17 protein-coding genes and 1 rRNA gene are annotated in these 16,754 nt (G+C 44.0%); 10 read left to right on the top strand and 8 right to left on the bottom strand.

The window, feature by feature from the left end; translation table 11 throughout:
• The 3 genes from PCC7418_RS15490 to rplC are packed head-to-tail and all read right to left on the bottom strand — an operon-like array spanning position 1 to position 1,625.
• A complete protein-coding gene (locus tag PCC7418_RS15490) occupies positions 1-306 on the bottom strand; it encodes a 50S ribosomal protein L23 (protein WP_015227128.1) in 306 nt (101 codons plus the stop codon).
• Positions 296-928: a 50S ribosomal protein L4 gene (gene rplD, locus PCC7418_RS15485; protein WP_015227127.1), complete on the bottom strand. Its 633-nt coding sequence runs from the start codon at positions 926-928 to the stop codon at positions 296-298. The genes PCC7418_RS15490 and rplD overlap by 11 nt, the downstream gene beginning before the upstream one ends.
• Positions 929-968: 40 nt before the next feature.
• Positions 969-1,625, bottom strand: a complete 657-nt coding sequence (gene rplC, locus PCC7418_RS15480; RefSeq protein WP_041596289.1) for a 50S ribosomal protein L3 — start codon at positions 1,623-1,625, stop codon at positions 969-971.
• 672 nt (positions 1,626-2,297) lie between these two features.
• On the opposite strand from rplC, the gene PCC7418_RS15475 reads away from it, so the two are divergent.
• From PCC7418_RS15475 to mreD, 3 genes are all read left to right on the top strand, one after another.
• Entirely contained in the window at positions 2,298-2,774 is a 477-nt protein-coding gene (locus PCC7418_RS15475) for an NAD(P)H-quinone oxidoreductase subunit N (RefSeq protein ID WP_015227125.1), read from the top strand.
• 20 nt (positions 2,775-2,794) lie between these two features.
• Positions 2,795-3,415 carry a VWA domain-containing protein gene (locus tag PCC7418_RS15470; RefSeq protein ID WP_015227124.1) on the top strand — a complete coding sequence of 207 codons (621 nt, stop codon included), beginning with the start codon at positions 2,795-2,797 and terminating at the stop codon, positions 3,413-3,415.
• A gap of 71 nt (positions 3,416-3,486) precedes the next feature.
• Complete coding sequence (mreD, locus tag PCC7418_RS15465) at positions 3,487-4,023, top strand: rod shape-determining protein MreD (RefSeq protein ID WP_015227123.1); 537 nt, start codon at positions 3,487-3,489, stop codon at positions 4,021-4,023.
• On the opposite strand, the gene PCC7418_RS15460 is transcribed toward mreD, so the two are convergent.
• Positions 4,020-4,829: an HAD family hydrolase gene (locus tag PCC7418_RS15460; protein WP_015227122.1), complete on the bottom strand. Its 810-nt coding sequence runs from the start codon at positions 4,827-4,829 to the stop codon at positions 4,020-4,022. The two genes, mreD and PCC7418_RS15460, sit on opposite strands and share 4 nt — an antisense overlap.
• A 152-nt stretch (positions 4,830-4,981) precedes the next feature.
• On the opposite strand from PCC7418_RS15460, the gene ribD reads away from it, so the two are divergent.
• The gene (gene ribD / locus PCC7418_RS15455; protein WP_015227121.1) at positions 4,982-6,100 is read left to right on the top strand and encodes a bifunctional diaminohydroxyphosphoribosylaminopyrimidine deaminase/5-amino-6-(5-phosphoribosylamino)uracil reductase RibD; all 1,119 of its coding nucleotides are present in this window, start codon (positions 4,982-4,984) and stop codon (positions 6,098-6,100) included.
• Here ribD and PCC7418_RS15450 read toward each other — a convergent pair.
• Both PCC7418_RS15450 and rpaB read right to left on the bottom strand, forming a co-directional pair.
• Positions 6,097-6,756: a cofactor assembly of complex C subunit B gene (locus PCC7418_RS15450; protein ID WP_015227120.1), complete on the bottom strand. Its 660-nt coding sequence runs from the start codon at positions 6,754-6,756 to the stop codon at positions 6,097-6,099. The genes ribD and PCC7418_RS15450 overlap by 4 nt on opposite strands.
• Before the next feature lie 10 nt (positions 6,757-6,766).
• A complete protein-coding gene (gene rpaB / locus PCC7418_RS15445) occupies positions 6,767-7,504 on the bottom strand; it encodes a response regulator transcription factor RpaB (RefSeq protein WP_015227119.1) in 738 nt (245 codons plus the stop codon).
• A gap of 224 nt (positions 7,505-7,728) precedes the next feature.
• Between rpaB and radA the strand changes: the two genes are divergently transcribed.
• Positions 7,729-9,228, top strand: a complete 1,500-nt coding sequence (radA, locus tag PCC7418_RS15440; protein ID WP_015227118.1) for a DNA repair protein RadA — start codon at positions 7,729-7,731, stop codon at positions 9,226-9,228.
• Between the two features lie 73 nt (positions 9,229-9,301).
• Here the strand turns inward: radA and PCC7418_RS15435 are convergent, their stop codons facing one another.
• On the bottom strand, positions 9,302-10,045 hold the full coding sequence (locus PCC7418_RS15435; protein WP_015227117.1) for a creatininase family protein: 744 nt from the start codon (positions 10,043-10,045) through the stop codon (positions 9,302-9,304).
• A gap of 212 nt (positions 10,046-10,257) precedes the next feature.
• On the opposite strand from PCC7418_RS15435, the gene PCC7418_RS15430 reads away from it, so the two are divergent.
• The 4 genes from PCC7418_RS15430 (at position 10,258) to trmB (ending at position 13,996) form a co-directional block, all read left to right on the top strand.
• Positions 10,258-11,010: a response regulator transcription factor gene (locus tag PCC7418_RS15430; protein ID WP_015227116.1), complete on the top strand. Its 753-nt coding sequence runs from the start codon at positions 10,258-10,260 to the stop codon at positions 11,008-11,010.
• 92 nt (positions 11,011-11,102) lie between these two features.
• Positions 11,103-12,467 (top strand): cell wall metabolism sensor histidine kinase WalK, encoded by a 1,365-nt coding sequence (locus tag PCC7418_RS15425; RefSeq protein WP_015227115.1) that lies wholly within the window; start codon positions 11,103-11,105, stop codon positions 12,465-12,467.
• Positions 12,468-12,655: 188 nt separating this feature from the next.
• Positions 12,656-13,330 (top strand): phosphate signaling complex protein PhoU, encoded by a 675-nt coding sequence (gene phoU, locus PCC7418_RS15420; protein WP_015227114.1) that lies wholly within the window; start codon positions 12,656-12,658, stop codon positions 13,328-13,330.
• Between the two features lie 33 nt (positions 13,331-13,363).
• Entirely contained in the window at positions 13,364-13,996 is a 633-nt protein-coding gene (trmB, locus tag PCC7418_RS15415; RefSeq protein WP_015227113.1) for a tRNA (guanosine(46)-N7)-methyltransferase TrmB, read from the top strand.
• A 3-nt stretch (positions 13,997-13,999) separates the two neighbouring features.
• Here trmB and nadC read toward each other — a convergent pair whose 3' ends face one another.
• Complete coding sequence (nadC, locus tag PCC7418_RS15410) at positions 14,000-14,848, bottom strand: carboxylating nicotinate-nucleotide diphosphorylase (protein ID WP_015227112.1); 849 nt, start codon at positions 14,846-14,848, stop codon at positions 14,000-14,002.
• Between the two features lie 360 nt (positions 14,849-15,208).
• Between nadC and PCC7418_RS15405 the strand changes: the two genes are divergently transcribed.
• Positions 15,209-16,696, top strand: a 16S ribosomal RNA gene (locus PCC7418_RS15405).
• Positions 16,697-16,754 lie beyond the last annotated feature (58 nt).

Here is a 16,754-nt window from a genome sequence, read left to right as displayed (position 1 = left end):
TTAGACTTCAGGGAAGAGAGTAATGGTGTCTTCTTCGGAGAGGGTGACAATCGCTCGTTTATATTGGGGTTTTGTCCCGATATATCTCCCCATCCGACGTTTTTTCTGGGGGAGATTTTGAACGTTGACTTTTGTCACGGTGACATCAAAAAGCATTTCAATCGCTTTTTTGATATCAGGTTTGGTGGCGTGTTTTGCCACATCAAAAACATATTTATTCTGCTCTAAGAGAATCGTTGCTTTTTCGGTAATGACGGGTTTGCGAACTAAATCAATTAAGTCCCGTTCTTGTTTTTCAATCACCATACACCTCCTGAATTTTTTCGATCGCGCTGGGAGTGGTTACAATCTTCTGTGCAGCCAAAATATCGTAAATATTCAAGCTATCGGCACGCATTAACTTGACATTGGGCAAGTTTCGTGCTGATAAGAAGACATTCTCTGGAAACTCCTCTAGGATAATTAGCGTTTTCACTCCCAGTTCCACCCCCCAACGAGTCATCGCTTGGGCTAACTCTTTGGTTTTCGGTTGCGGGAGTTGTTCAGCGAAGGGTTCAACCACAAATAAATCTTCACCCCGACTCGCCAACGCCGTTCTCAGGGCTAAACGTCGCTCTTTGCGATTCATTTTAATATTGAAGTCACGGGGTTTGGGTCCGAAAATGACACCACCACCGCGCCACAAGGGAGAACGACTCGATCCCGCACGAGCGCGTCCTGTTCCTTTTTGTCGCCAAGGTTTGCGTCCACCGCCTCGCACTTCCGAACGAGTTTTTGTTGAAGCGGTTCCCTGACGAGAGTTTGTGGTTTGGCGAACTAAAGCCCGATGCACGATATGTTCGGCATTTTCAGGGTTAGCGACCTTTAACTCTAAGGTTGCTTCGCCAACGGTTTCGCCTTGCCAATTTTTAACAGCACAATTAACCATAATTAATTCTTTCCATATTTGTCAGATGTATCAATGCGATTTAGCTCGCTTTTGCACCGACTAAATTACTAGGCGTAATACTTAATAAGCCACCAGGTTTACCTGGAATGGTTCCTTTAATGAGAAGGACATTTTTCTCACTATCAACTCGAACCACTTTTAATTTGCGAGTGGTAACGGTTTTACCGCCCATACGACCTGCCATCCGACTACCAGGATAAACACGCCCTGGCGTTGTTCCTGGACCAATCGAACCAGGTAAGCGGTGGTTTTTTGAACCGTGGCTCATCGGACCTCGCGCAAAGCCATGACGTTTCTGATAGCCCGCAAAACCGCGTCCGATGCTAGTCCCCCTAACATCAACGAGTTGATCTTCACTAAATAGATCAGCGTTGAGAGATTGTCCTAACTGATAGCTTTCGGGATCATCAACGCGATATTCTTTCAAATGACGGAGACTCGGGGTATTTTCTGGGTTGACTTTTTTGAGATGTCCCAATTCTGGTTTAGTGAGTGCTTTTTCTTTAACGGTTTTGTAACCGAGTTGCACTGCACTATATCCATCTGTGCTGGGTGTTTTGATTTGGGTAACGATACAAGGACCCACTTCAACAACCGTAACAGGAATAGCAATTCCTTCTTCTTGGTCAAAAATTTGAGTCATCCCCAGTTTTCGACCCATTAAACCAATAGACACAGGCGACCCCCTTGTGTATAGACAACATAAGATGTACCCAAACAGTGTGACTTAGTAACACAACCTAAATTTGAGCGTTCAGGTTGTTGATGTCCTCAATAACAGTTTCTGCAAAACCCAAACCAGTTGATGTTTTACTTTCCCGTCGTCAAACAAACAACTGACAGGTAGAAGCAGGAGCAAAGGTTACTGAATGGTTCACTCAGATCGAGCACTGCTCTGCGACTCCTGGTTCGTCCCTTATTGTGAGGTTGAAGCCAGAATAGGACGTGCTTCGGGTTTTGCTTGCCTTTGACTCTTGTCGGGGAAAGAGCCAGCTTAGCAGTTGATTAGAAATGGCGCTGTTTTTGTCGTTTGGGTTTCGCTGAGACTTAGAGAAAACTGGTAAGGGCTTCTCCAGTATCCCAACGAGACGACAACAATCGCTTCTGACGTTATCTCGGGTTGATTCTTGGCAGTTGTGGCGACTATTGAGGTCACCATTTACTTGCTTGCACAAGCGGTGTACACTTCATGTCAGCACGGTCAACTGCGGTGAATCGAGCTTTTGAGTCACAATCAAATATAATACCAAATTTAAATCAGTTACGCAACAAGGGTTGTATTTTTTGGATTGGGAAAGATTGTGTCAGAATAAATCTGATGATTTGATATAGAAAATTAAAGTCAAACATGGCACTACTAGTAACTGGGAATAAATTTATCCGCGATTTAGAAGAGTCGGGAGCGTTAGGGGTTTATGCCCCCTTAGAAGGCGGATTTGAAGGGCGTTATCAACGTCGTTTGCGCACTAAAGGTTATGTCACCTTACATCTTTCAGCAAAAGGCTTAGGCGATCCTGCTTCCTACTTCAAAGGGATTCATGGGGTACGCCATCCCCATTTGGGTAAAAAAAATATTGGTCAGGGGGCTGCTGTGGGTGATGTTTATTTTTTACCACCGATTGTTGATTCTCAATTAGAGATTCTACCTGAAAATAAAAAAGGCTTGGTCTTGTGGTTGATTGAAGGGTTTGTTTTCTCCCGTCAAGAGTTAAGTTATTTAGCGAAGTTTCATGAAATTGAACCGAGAGTGAAAGTAGTTGTGGAACTCGGTGGCGATCGCGCGTTCCGTTGGGAGAAACTATCATCTGTATTAGCTGCTGCTTAAAACGTGAGGACAATTGAGCCGTGGAAGAAAATGCTTTAATTCGCGATCGCGATTACACACTATTCATTGACAAAAGTCAGAGTATGTCCACTCAAGATCAACCGAGTGGAAAATCCCGTTGGGAGGTGGCCAAAGAATCAACTTATGCCCTTGCTAAAGAATGTGAAACCTATGATCCCGATGGCATTACCGTTTATTTATTTTCCAGTCGATTTAAGCGTTACGATCATGTCACCTCAGATAAGGTGAATGAAATTTACGCCGAAAATGATCCGATGGGGAAAACCAACTTATACGGCGTTTTACAACACGCACTAGAAAACTATTTCCAGCGCAAAGCTGCGGGAACGGCTAAACCCAACGGGGAAACTTTTCTGATCATTACCGATGGCGAACCAGAAGACCGCAAAGGAGTGATGCGTTTAATCATTGAAACCTCCCGTCGCGTGGATCGAGAGGATGAGTTAGGAATCTCTTTAATTCAAGTGGGAGAAGATCCAAAAGTCACTGCATATCTGAAAGCTCTTGATGATCAGCTTTTGGATGCGGGAGCACAGTTTGATATTGTCGATACGATCACCATGACAGAAATGGGTAACACCAGCTTATCAGAGGTTCTATTCAAAGCGTTAACTGATTAACTTGATTCAAAATTAGAGGCGTTTCCTGAAACGTCTCTAGACTATTAATTCTAATTTCCCCATTTGATGCTGTGTTGCCAATTGACTCTTTATCCCAAACCCAACGCTATTATCTGAATTGCTTATTGACCGTAACTTCTCTGATTGGTTGTGCCTTATTATTACCGACTCGCTTACCAGGGACGGTTTTATTAGGGTTAGGGGTAAATTGGTTATTAATTTGGGTGGTTTCTTGGAGCATTAAACGGCAACCTTGGCAAGGCGCGATCGCGGGAATAGCTGCAGGATTAATTCAAGATGGCATGACCCTTTCTAGTCCATCTCATCTGTTTAGCCTAGCCCTCGTCGGTTTTTTAACTGGACGTATTGACAAAGAGAAATATATTCAAGAGGACTTTGTGTCCATTTCACTGATTGTCTTTGCCATGGCAGTTGTAGCGGAAACGTTTACTGCTGCCCAATATACGCTATTTGATTTTTCACGTCTAGTTTCGATTTGGACACAACACCAGCAAATTGCCATTGTTTCGGCACTGCTGAGCAGTTTATGGGCTCCTGTGGTGTACTATCCTTTAAATTACTGTTGGCAACGACTCGAAGAAGATTAATTGAGACAAAGTTCTTCAATGCGGTGCGCGGTATTTAAAAGGTTGCTTTCAATATGATCAGGTTCAAATTGTTGAAGATAGTTATGGCTACGGATGCCACAAGTCAGCGCGATCGCGCGAATGCCTAAGGCTTGCGCTGCTAAAACATCGGCTTCTGTATCCCCCACCATGCAAACGTGCTCATTGCCTTGTTCGGCTAGTGCTTGCTTCAAAAGGGCAGTTTTCAGTTCAATATTATTGGGATAAGCAGCAGTTTCATCATCCGTTCCATAAACCCCGCTCAACAATCGCAGTAAGCCATAATTTCTTAATAATTGAGTAACTTGTTCCTGACAACGTAAGGTAACTACGACAAGACGGACTCCTTGCGAGTGCAGCAGGGCTAAAGCCCAATTAACCCCCTGATGAAACTTATCTTTCCTTAACAAAAATGGTTCATTGACAATTGCCCTAACTTGTTCGACAAAATAAGGAATATGTTGAAGTTGCAAACCAGAACGTAAGGCAATTTCCTGATCACAAACCCGTTCTTGTTTCATCTGCCAAAACTGTTCTTTTGTTAAAGGAGTGGGTATCAAGTTGAACTGATCATCTCGATAATAGTGACAGGTTCGATCCAAAGCAATTTGATAAGTGTTGTAGTAACGATCCGAAACATCAACAAGTGGGCCATCAAAATCACAAAATACCGTCAGTACCTGACCAAGGGTCGCAGCCGATTCCTTACTCTTAGGGAGGTGTAATCTGCTACCCTGTACACATTTTTCCGAAAAAGATGCCGTTTTTGGTATAGTTTCTAAAACCATAAAATTTGTACTTTGGAGGAGACATTTTTGCGAAGCTCCTTTACCTTAACAATTTTTAGATAAGTTTTCTAGTGTTTTTCTTGATTTTAGCATTAAAAAAACTTATAGACCTCACCGCAAACAGCAAACTATCACACTCTTTAGTTGACCCAATGGACAATTTAACTGCCCCCACTGCAACTGGTACTCCTTTTGATCAAGCGATGATGCAACGCTGTCTGCAGCTTGCCCGTCAGGGAATTGGAAAAACGTCACCAAACCCTTTAGTTGGTGCAGTCGTTGTCCAGAATGGAAAAATTATTGGTGAAGGCTACCACCCCAGTATCGGTCAACCCCATGCCGAAGTTTTTGCCTTACGTGAAGCGGGAGAAAATGCAAGGGGAGCAACTTTATACGTCAATTTAGAACCTTGTAATCATTATGGGCGCACTCCCCCTTGTTCGGAAGCAGTCATTAAAGCGGGGATTAAAAAAGTCATTATTGGTATGTCAGATCCTAACGCAAACGCTTCTGGTGGGAGACAAAAACTGGAAGCAGCAGGGATTTCTGTTTTAGTGGGGGTAGAAGAAAAAGCATGTCGCGAACTCAATGCGGGTTTTATCCATCGCATTCTCTATCAACGTCCCTTTGGGATCTTTAAATATGCCATGACTTTAGATGGGAAAATTGCAACCACTGTGGGACATAGTGCTTGGGTAACGGATATTCCTGCACGGAATCGAGTTTACCAAGAACGGTCTCAATGTGATGCGGTGATTGTTGGTGGGAATACAGTCCGTCAAGATAATCCTTATTTAACCACTCATCAATTAACCAAACAGAATCCATTACGAATTGTAATGACTCGCCGTTTAGATCTATCACCAGAAGCTCATATTTTTCAAACCGATGAAGCAGCAACACTGGTCTTAAGTGAAACTGAAAATGTCCAGCAAGCAAAGCAATTGGAAAAGCAAGGAGTAGAAGTGTTGCAAGTATCGCCATTAACTCCTTCTGCTGTCATGAAATACCTTTATGAACGGGGATTGGCAAGAGTGTTATGGGAATGTGGGGGAACGCTTGCTGCAAAAGCGATCAAAGAGGGCGCAGTACAAAAAGTTTTAGCGTTTATCGCCCCGAAAATTATTGGTGGCGTGACTGCACCAACACCAGTCGGAGATCTAGACTTTAAGCAGATGACAGAAGCCTTGCAACTCGAAGAAATCACTTGGGAACAATTGGGAAATGATTATCTTTTAACTGGAAAGATACCCTCTTCTATCTCATCTTAATGACTGGTTGTTGCTTTTGCCTGAGACAGCGTATAGCTTAATTTATCCGCAATTCCTTCTACCCAAGTTTCATCTTGTTTGGTGTAACTTCGGGGGGCGTTAGCTGCAACTATTAAAACCCCTTCCTTCCCGATCGGCTGACAGATCAGGGCTTGTGCATTCTCAGGAAGATAGTCAAATTCAATTTTTCCAGGATATAAGTTTAAGTTAACCAGATAAACCGGTTTTTGTTTTTCTAAAACTCGTTGCAGAATATTGCCTGGAGTCACTTCTGCTTTTTTGCCTAAGATTCCTCGCCGAAGTAAAACTTCACCTTGATAATAAACCAGCAGCGATCGCGCTGGCGTATTGGTTAACAATAAATGAGTTGCCCACGCCAGTTCTGTTTTTGCGTCTTCTGATAAATCGGAAGCCAACTCAAACCCTTCTTCTCCGATTAACTCGACCGCCTCAGGAGAACGCGGTTGCACCCGTTGCCAAAGCAGTCCCACTAAAATCAAAATCGCACTGAGTAAAACTCCAATGGCATCGGATCGCGCTTGCGATGAAGTTAACTCAAGAGTGAGCAGGCGATTAATCAGCAAAAAAGTTCCCCCTAGCCCCCCAACAAGGAGGGGCAAAAGGCGTAAAATCCGATTGGGATCAGAAGTCTTCATAAACAATCGATCATTGAGATTTTTCCTCCCCAACCTCAGTCACACGCTGGAACATATAACCCGTTCCTCTAGCAGTCAAGATTAATTCTGGGTTACTGGGATCATCTTCCAGTTTGGCGCGTAACCGAGAAATATGCACATCCACCACGCGGGTATCCACATGACGTTCAGGGGTATAACCCCACACTTCCTGCAAAATCTCAGACCGAGAAAAGGCTTCCCCAGACCGACCCACCATCAGTTCTAGCAAACTAAACTCCATTCCCGTAAGGCGAATACGTTCGTCTCCTTTATACACTTGACGGCGGTTGGTATCAATTTTAATTGAACCCACCTGAATTACGCCAGAACTGGGAATCCCTGACATTCCCTCTTTATCCACTCGTCTTAATACCGAACGGATACGGGCTTCTAACTCCTTGGGAGAAAACGGTTTGACCACATAGTCATCCGCGCCTAATTCTAGCCCTGTAATGCGGTCAGCAACATCTCCCAGTGCAGTTAGCATGATAATGGGAATGTCAGATTCTTTGCGGAGTTCTTGACACACCCCATAACCATCCAGTTTTGGCATCATTACATCTAAAACAACCAGATCAGGATGATTTTCGTTAAAAGTAGCAATGGCTTCTTCACCATCTGCTGCTGTTACAACATCGTAGCCAATCATGGACAAACGAGTTTCGAGGATACGACGAATGCTAGCTTCATCGTCAACGACTAAAATTTTTTCTTTATGATTTTCCAAATTTCTCAACACTCCTTATTTTTCGACCAGTTGTTGATCCTAAATGGTTTTGATTAGTCTTTCTATTTCTAGAATATCCTTGAGAAAGAGATTCCTAGAGACTAAGTTATCTCTTATTGTCGAAAATAATCGATTCCTAAGATTGGTTTTAGGTTTACAAACTGTAAAAGTATATCGTAACAATTTAAAACAAATTGAAGAAAACAAATTAATATTAACTTAAAATGTCTAAAGCAAAAATAATCCATGTTTGCAGTGTTTGTGGCACAGAACATAACCAATGGTTTGGTAAGTGTTCGGGTTGTGGAGAATTTGGCACTCTAGAGGAAGAACAGGTCACCTCAGTTGGCGGAAATTCTCGCAGTGGATGGCAGTCTAATAAATATCCCACTTCTGTTAATAAAAATAAACCCCCTAAGCCTCGGATTTCCTTAAAATTTTCTCAAATTCAAGATGATGAACAGCCTCGTTTTCCCTCAGGATATGTTGAGTTGGATCGGGTGTTGGGTGGGGGGATTGTTCCAGGTTCTTTGGTTTTGATTGGCGGTGATCCCGGAATTGGTAAATCAACCTTGTTGTTACAAGTGGCAAACCAAACCGCACACACGCAGCGTACGCTTTATGTATCAGCAGAAGAATCGGGACAACAAGTGAAGTTACGGGCTTCGCGCTTGGGGGTAGGATTAACGGATATGCCCACGGAAGAAAAAAACGCTGCTGCTGATAGTAATGGTCACACGCCGAAAAGTCTCAGTCATGACAATCTTTATGTTTTAGCGGAAACGGATTTAGAAGAAATTTTACGGGAAATTGAATCACTTAAACCCATGTTAGCGATTATTGATAGTATTCAAACCCTTTACTTTGCTTCTTTAAGTTCTGCACCTGGTTCGGTGGCGCAGGTGCGGGAATGTACGTCAGCGTTAATGCAAGTGGCAAAACGGGAAAATGTGACCTTGTTGATTGTCGGTCATGTTACCAAAGAAGGCGCGATCGCCGGACCAAGAGTGTTAGAACATTTAGTGGATACGGTGCTTTATTTTGAAGGAGACCGCTATGCGTCTCATCGGCTTCTCCGATCTGTGAAAAACCGCTTTGGGGCGACTCATGAGATCGGGGTCTTTGAAATGATTGATCATGGCTTGCGAGAGGTGGAAAATCCTTCAGAATTATTTTTGGGGAATCGGGATGAATCTGTCCCTGGAACTGCCATTGTGGTTGCTTGCGAAGGCACACGACCCATTGTAGTCGAGTTGCAGGCTCTAGTGAGTCCCACCAGTTATACCTCTCCTAGGCGGGCAACCACTGGGGTTGATTATAACCGTCTCCAACAGATTTTAGCAGTGTTAGAAAAACGAGTGGGGGTTCCGCTTTCTAAGTTAGATGCTTATGTAGCAACGGCGGGTGGTTTAGGGGTGGAAGAACCAGCTGCTGATTTAGGGGTGGCGGTGGCGGTTGTGGCGAGTTTTCGCGATCGCGTGGTGGATCCAAGGACGGCTTTGATTGGTGAGGTGGGGTTAGGGGGGCAGGTGCGATTAGTGTCACAATTAGAACTGCGGATTAAAGAAGCTGCGAAATTAGGCTTTCAACGCGCGATCGTTCCCAAGGGGCAAAGTTTACCCGATCTAGGGATTGAAATTATTACTGTTAGTACCGTCCTTGACGCGATCGTTGCTGCTATTCCCTCCCAACCTCGTTACGGCGAAGGGGATGAAGAAGAATAATTGATGACTGGACTAATCGAAGATAATCAACAGGAATGTCAATTAATGTTCAGTGATTGGGTTAGTCACTTACCTAACTGTTCAAGAACTTCAAATACTGCTCACTCAAAGCCTTTACCGCCCTTTCATAGAACTGTTTCCCCTGTTCAGGGGTCGCAAGTGCAGGATTCGATCCCATTCTCCCATCAGGATAATGACGACGGAAATCTTCAGCACTGTAAATGGGGTGTCCTGAAGCTACCTCTTTTTCAAGATGAGCGGACTTAATCGCCTCTGGATAAGCATATTGGGTGAGTGCTACTTCACTAGGAGTGGCGTGCGATCCTTCTTCATCGCCATATAATTCTTTGGCTAACTCACGAACCTCACGACACATAAACCAATTAGAAACTTGACAATAAACTTGATCCGCTTCTGGTAAATTTAAATCCGCAAGATGGGCGTAGGTTTGAGAAAAAGCAGCCTTTAAGGTGGCAATATTTCCACCATGACCATTAATAAAAAAGAATCGCCGAAACCCAGAAGACGCTAAACTAGAAGTGATATCTTGAACAACTTGAATTAAAGTTGTCGGGCGTAAGCTGAGGCTTCCTGGAAACGCGAGATGATGAAGAGCCATACCAACATTAATCGTTGGTGCAACCAAAGCATTTGTGTTTTCTCCCACTCCTTTAGCAATTACCTCCGCACAAATGGCATCCGTTCCAATTAATCCTGTTGGTCCGTGTTGTTCCGTTGAACCAATGGGAATAATCATTCCTCGGGATTGTTCTAAATACTGTTCAACTTCCTGCCAAGTCTGTAAATGCAGTAACATAAGCGATTCAATTGAATGTTCTCTAGTTATAGCACTACTGATTCGGGTTTTTGACGGATTGAAATCAAAAAACAAGTCATGGCTTACCCTTTCCCTTCCCCAGCGCGTAGCACTATAAATCCACTTTAAACCTTAAAAAACAAATATTTTCCCTAAAATGTCCCATTTTGAGATATATGTTGGCTAGAGTATCTAAAACATAATGGAGTTCTATGCTGTCTCTTGATATACCAAAAACTTCTTCCAGTCAGGAATTTACTCAATCTGCTCGCATTCTCGTCGTCGAAGATGAAGACTTAATTCGAGAAATGGTCGTCCTTTCCCTAAAAGAAGAAGGTTATGAAGTTTCTATAGCAACAGATGGACGAACTGCTTCTAATCTCTTACAAGCAGAAGACCCCAATAGTCCAGAGTTTCCTTACGATCTGATTGTTTTAGATTTGATGTTACCGCAAATTAACGGACTAGATATTTGCCGTTGGCTACGGTATCAGGGCAATATTATCCCTGTACTCATTTTAAGTGCTAAAGCAAGCGAAACCGATCGCGTTTTAGGCTTAGAAGTGGGTGCAGACGACTACATTACCAAACCCTTTAGTATGCCCGAGTTTATCGCTCGCTGTCGGGCTTTATTACGACGACAACGGTTTAGCAGCTTCCCCCAAAGCCCTGTCCTGCAATATCAAGATATTACCCTGTTTCCTCAAGAATGTCGCGTTACTGTTCGCGGAGAAGAGATTAGCCTCTCACCCAAAGAATTTAAACTGCTAGAACTCTTTATTGGTTCTCCTCGTCGCGTTTGGTCACGAGAACAACTCATTGAGCAAATCTGGGGCCCAGACTTTCTCGGTGATACCAAAACCGTTGATGTTCATATTCGCTGGTTACGAGAAAAATTAGAACCCGATCCCTCTCACCCCTCATATATTGTTACAGTGCGAGGTTTTGGCTATCGGTTCGGTTAATCCTAATCCTAATGGTTGTGAATGAAAATTAATCTCAACTTTAGAGGATGAGAAGTATCCTTTAACAGAAAGGATTAATTATTCAAACTTTCATGACTCTCACCATACTATTTACCTTTGCTAGTGGTTTATTCCTTGGATTGCTGATTGGTTACTGGCAAAAACGCTCCTCACAAAAAAAATTACGCCAACTCCTGAAAGATCTATCGGATCAACATCCCGAAAATATTTCCTTACCTTTAAGTAATCGCTTGCGTCGGGAAATTTTACGAATCCAAGCCCATGCGGATCAACTCCAAAATCAATTAGAACTTTGGCAAGACTTAATAGAAGTTGCTCCCATTGGCTATATCCAAGTCGATGAAGAAAATCAGTTGCTATGGTGTAATCAACAAGCGCGACAGCTACTGCGCCTTGATCGCTGGAAACAAGGTCAAGTGAGGTTACTCTTAGAGTTAGTTCGCTCTTATGAACTGGACCAACTTATTGAAGAAACTCGCAAGACTCAACACCCTCAAATTCAAGAATGGGTTTTTCATACTACTGATTTTTCAACGGATACAAGGGGTCAATCTTCCCCAAAGAATTTTACGATCGCGATCGCGCTGAAAGGATCAAGCTATCCCTTACCAGAAGGTGCGGTCGGTGTCTTCCTAGAAAATCAACAACCCCTTGTCGAACTCTCTCAACGTTCAGATCGCCTCTTTTCTGATCTCACTCATGAATTGAGAACGCCTCTCACCTCTATTCGTTTGGTTGCAGAAGCCCTACAAACAAGACTACAACCCCCAGAAAGTCGTTGGGTTGAGCAAATGCTACAAGAAGCCAATCGGCTCATTCGTCTCATTGAAGATTGGTTAGAAATTTCTCAACTCGAAAAAAGACCCCAACAAAACCTAAAAACCGAATATTTTGCCTTACAATCTCTGATTACTTCCGCCTGGGAAACCCTTAAACCCTTAGCTGACCAGAAGCAATTACAATTCATCTATCAAGGAGAACAATCCTTATTTATCACCGCAGATCATTCTCGCCTTACACAAGTCTTTCTCAACCTTTTTGATAATGCCATTAAATATAGTCCACCCGAAAGTAACATTTGGGTGAATGTTGTTTTGCTTCCTTCCCATCGCATCAATAAGCCAGAAGATTGGGTGCAAATTAATGTCATTGATCAAGGTCAAGGCTTATCAAAAACAGACATTTTACGAGTATTTGATCGCCTCTATCGAGGGAATGATATGTCAGCAGAAGAAAAAGATCCTCCTGATCACTCAACAACAGGATTTCAATCCTCAGGAACAGGTCTAGGTCTATCCATTACACGACAAATTATTTTGGCTCATGAGGGAAGAATCCAAGCTAAAAATCATCCTGATACAGGAGGAGCTTGGTTACAAATCGAACTCCCAAAAGTTAGTTTAGAAGAGATCTCAACTGATCACTCTCAGGAATAAATGGCAATCTTATCGCTTGTCAAGTTTCCTCAAAAAAGATTAACTTAGTGTTATAGCACTACTCATTTAGGTTAAGGCAGATTGAAATCAAAAAAAACAAGTTATGGCTTACCTTGTCCTTTTCCCTTTTCAAGTAGCGCTATATATGATCAGTCAAATTTTCTACGTGGCAACGATCCACTTCAAATGTGTTGAGTTATTGGTCTTCTCATAATGGCGATCCTCGAAATTCTTACTTTGACCGTTCCTTAAAACGGATCGAACAAGATGTTTTGCGGATGGGAGCTTTGGTTGAACAATCGTTTCGCTTGAGTCATGAAGCCCTTTTTCATCAAAATTTGGAAGCAGCAAAACAAATTGATGATATTGATCGACAAGTTGATCAGTATTATCGTCAAATTGAATTGGATTGCGCTGCTCTGATGACATTACAAGCCCCCGTCGCAACAGATTTACGAGTAATCAGTGCATTTATGCAATTAATTCGAGATTTAGAGCGTATTGGTGATTATGCCCAAGATTTAGCAGAATTTGCCATTAAGTTATTTCCTTATCCTCCTCATCCTTGTTTATCAGAAGTTGCAGCCATGTCTCATCAAACTCAAATGATGTTAGCAGCAAGTTTAGTGGCTTTGGCGGATTTAGATGCGACAGCAGGAAAGAGAGTTAAACAAATGGATGATATCGTGGATGATGCCTATGATGAGCTTTATACTGTTTTGGCTAAAGATAACAAGATAGATAGTGTGGTTGAACCGATTTTATTATTAGGATTAACGATTCGTCATTTAGAGCGCATGGCAGATCATGCGACAAATATTGGACAGCGTGTTGCTTATATTGTTACTGGCGATCGCGCTTAAAGCATTAAATTAGGAATTAAGGAGAGATCAAACTTGCCCAGAGTAAGAGTTCGTCAGCACGTTAACCCCCTTAGTGAAAAATATCAAACCCCGCCCACGCTCCCGAATTGGGGAAAGATTTATTCTGATCTTAGCCAGCCATTTTTTTTAGATATTGGTGCAGCCAGAGGGCGTTTTCTATTAGAAATGGCGCAAGTGCAACCAGACTATAATTACTTAGGATTGGAAATTCGTGAACCTCTCGTCATCGAAGCCAACCGTATTCGGGATGAACTGGCTTTAACCAATCTTCATTACCTTTTTTGCCAAGTTAATATTTCTCTGAATGTCATTTTAGCTTCTCTTCCCAAGAAGGCCGTTGAGTATGTAACGATTCAATTTCCTGATCCTTGGTTTAAAAAACGTCATGGGAAACGACGAATTGTTCAACCTGAATTGGTTAACGCCCTTGCTGAGTATCTCCCATCTCAAGCAACCGTATTTCTACAATCCGATGTAGAGTTTGTCAGTCTAGAAATGTCTCGTCATTTCGCTCAACATCCCGCTTTTATTCGAGAAAACCTGAGTTGGCTTTCAGAAAATCCCCTTCCTGTGGCGACTGAACGTGAAATTAGTACCATTAACCAAAATGAGCCTGTCTATCGGACATTGTTTTCTAAAAACTAGGGGTTATAACAGCTTCATGCTTAAATCTAACCATTTGGCTTGGGTAATCGGTGCACTGGTAGAAATATAGTCAACTCCTGTTTCTGCAACCTCCCGAATCGTTTCTAGGGTAATATTCCCTGAGGCTTCAATTTTAATCGCTTTGCCACTACGACGAATTAACTGCACCATTTCACTCATTAACTGAGGGGACATATTATCCAGCATGATGATATCAACCTCAGTGGTGAGGGCTGCTTCCACTTCCGCTTGTGTCGTGGTTTCTACTTCGATGGTTAACGGATAGGGGAGTTGAGAACGAACTTGCGCGATCGCGTTTTTAACTCCGCCTGCAACTTGGATATGATTTTCTTTGATCATCGCCGAATCATCTAAACCAAAGCGATGGTTAACTGCACCACCCAACTGAGTCGCGTATTTTTCTAAAACTCTTAAGCCTGGCGTTGTTTTTCGGGTATCAACTAACTGCGTCGGTAAATCAGCAATTTTGTCCACATAGCTACGGGTAAGAGTTGCAATCCCACTCAAGTGCATTACCAGGTTTAAAGCAACCCTCTCTCCAGTAAGCAGGGTATTGGGTTGGGCGCGACAGCGTAAAATTTCCTGTTGCTGATGACAACTTTCCCCTTCACTAACTTGCGGATGCCAGACGATTTCTCCCAATAAGCGAAAGATTTTTTCTGCAATTGGTAAACCAGCAATGATCCCAGGTTGTTTAGCAATCCAAACCGCCTCTTGTGGAATTAAAGTGGGTTCAATTAGGGCTGATGTCGCGCGATCGCCCCGTCCAATATCTTCCCGTAACCAGTCTTGTAATAAAGGCTCAATCAGAATATTTGGTGGCAGTGTCATGATCTCAATTTTCCCGCTTGTCTCTGCTCTGAAGAGGTTGTCTTGATTATTCTAACTTTTTTAGCTGCTGAAACCCGCCCCCAGCAAGGGAAAGAAAAAAAGTAGAAAATTTTTTGGAAAAAGGGTTGACACTTAGAGAAATAAGCCCTATATTGGTTAATGCGCTCGAAACGGAAGCGACCACAAACGCCCCAGACAGCGCACTCTGAACCTAGAAAAACTTAATAGTTGGAAAAGCCTAAAGTTAACATTATAACGTTAACGCTTCCACGTCAATGAATTCTTAAAGAAACGAAGGAAAAGACGAAAGCAAGGCTAAAAACGCCAAGCAATTGTCAAAACTTAGAGCCACAGGCTCTCAACATGGAGAGTTTGATCCTGGCTCAGGATGAACGCTGGCGGCGTGCTTAACACATGCAAGTCGAACGAAGCCCTCGGGCTTAGTGGCGGACGGGTGAGTAACGCGTGAGAATCTACCTTCAGGATGGGGACAACCGTTGGAAACGACGGCTAATCCCCAATAGGCCGAGAGGTGAAACAGGTTTCTGCCTGAAGAGGAGCTCGCGTCCGATTAGTTAGTTGGTGGGGTAAAAGCGTACCAAGGCAGCGATCGGTAGCTGGTCTGAGAGGATGAGCAGCCACACTGGGACTGAGACACGGCCCAGACTCCTACGGGAGGCAGCAGTGGGGAATTTTCCGCAATGGGCGAAAGCCTGACGGAGCAACGCCGCGTGTGGGAAGAAGGCTCTTGGGCTGTCAACCACTTTTCTCAGGGAAGAAGTCCTGACGGTACCTGAGGAATCAGCCTCGGCTAACTCCGTGCCAGCAGCCGCGGTAATACGGAGGAGGCAAGCGTTATCCGGAATTATTGGGCGTAAAGCGTCCGCAGGGGGCGCATCAAGTCTGCTGTTAAAGGTCGGAGCTCAACTCCGGTAGAGCAGTGGAAACTGGTGCGCTAGAGGGCGACAGGGGTAGAGGGAATTCCCAGTGTAGCGGTGAAATGCGTAGAGATTGGGAAGAACACCGGTGGCGAAAGCGCTCTACTGGGTCGCACCTGACCCTCAGGGACGAAAGCTAAGGTAGCGAAAGGGATTAGATACCCCTGTAGTCTTAGCCGTAAACGATGGATACTAGGCGTGGTTTGTATCGACCCAAGCCGTGCCGAAGCTAACGCGTTAAGTATCCCGCCTGGGGAGTACGCACGCAAGTGTGAAACTCAAAGGAATTGACGGGGGCCCGCACAAGCGGTGGAGGATGTGGTTTAATTCGATGCAACGCGAAGAACCTTACCAGGGCTTGACATCCCGCGAAGTTTGGGGAAACTCAGACGTGCCTACGGGAACGCGGAGACAGGTGGTGCATGGCTGTCGTCAGCTCGTGTCGTGAGATGTTGGGTTAAGTCCCGCAACGAGCGCAACCCTCGTCCTTAGTTGCCAGCATTAGGTTGGGCACTCTAGGGAGACTGCCGGTGACAAACCGGAGGAAGGTGAGGATGACGTCAAGTCAGCATGCCCCTTATGCTCTGGGCAACACACGTCCTACAATGGTCGGGACAAAGGGGAGCAAGCTCGCGAGAGTAAGCGAATCCCAGCAAACTCGGCCTCAGTTCAGATAGCAGGCTGCAACTCGCCTGCTTGAAGGAGGAATCGCTAGTAATCGCAGGTCAGAATACTGCGGTGAATTCGTTCCCGGGCCTTGTACACACCGCCCGTCACACCATGGAAGCTGGCCAAGCCCGAAGTCGTTACCCTAACCGTTTGGAGGGGGGCGCCGAAGGCTGGGCTGGTGACTGGGGTGAAGTCGTAACAAGGTAGCCGTACCGGAAGGTGTGGCTGGATCACCTCCTTAATCGGGAGACCAAAAGGGACGAAGCTCTGAAACAGAAGTAAGAGTGAAAGAACCAACT

Origin of the sequence: Halothece sp. PCC 7418 (genome assembly GCF_000317635.1) — a bacterium.
GTDB lineage: Bacteria > Cyanobacteriota > Cyanobacteriia > Cyanobacteriales > Rubidibacteraceae > Halothece.
Note: the sequence above shows the minus strand (reverse complement) of the source record. Positions and strands in the feature narration are given on the sequence as shown.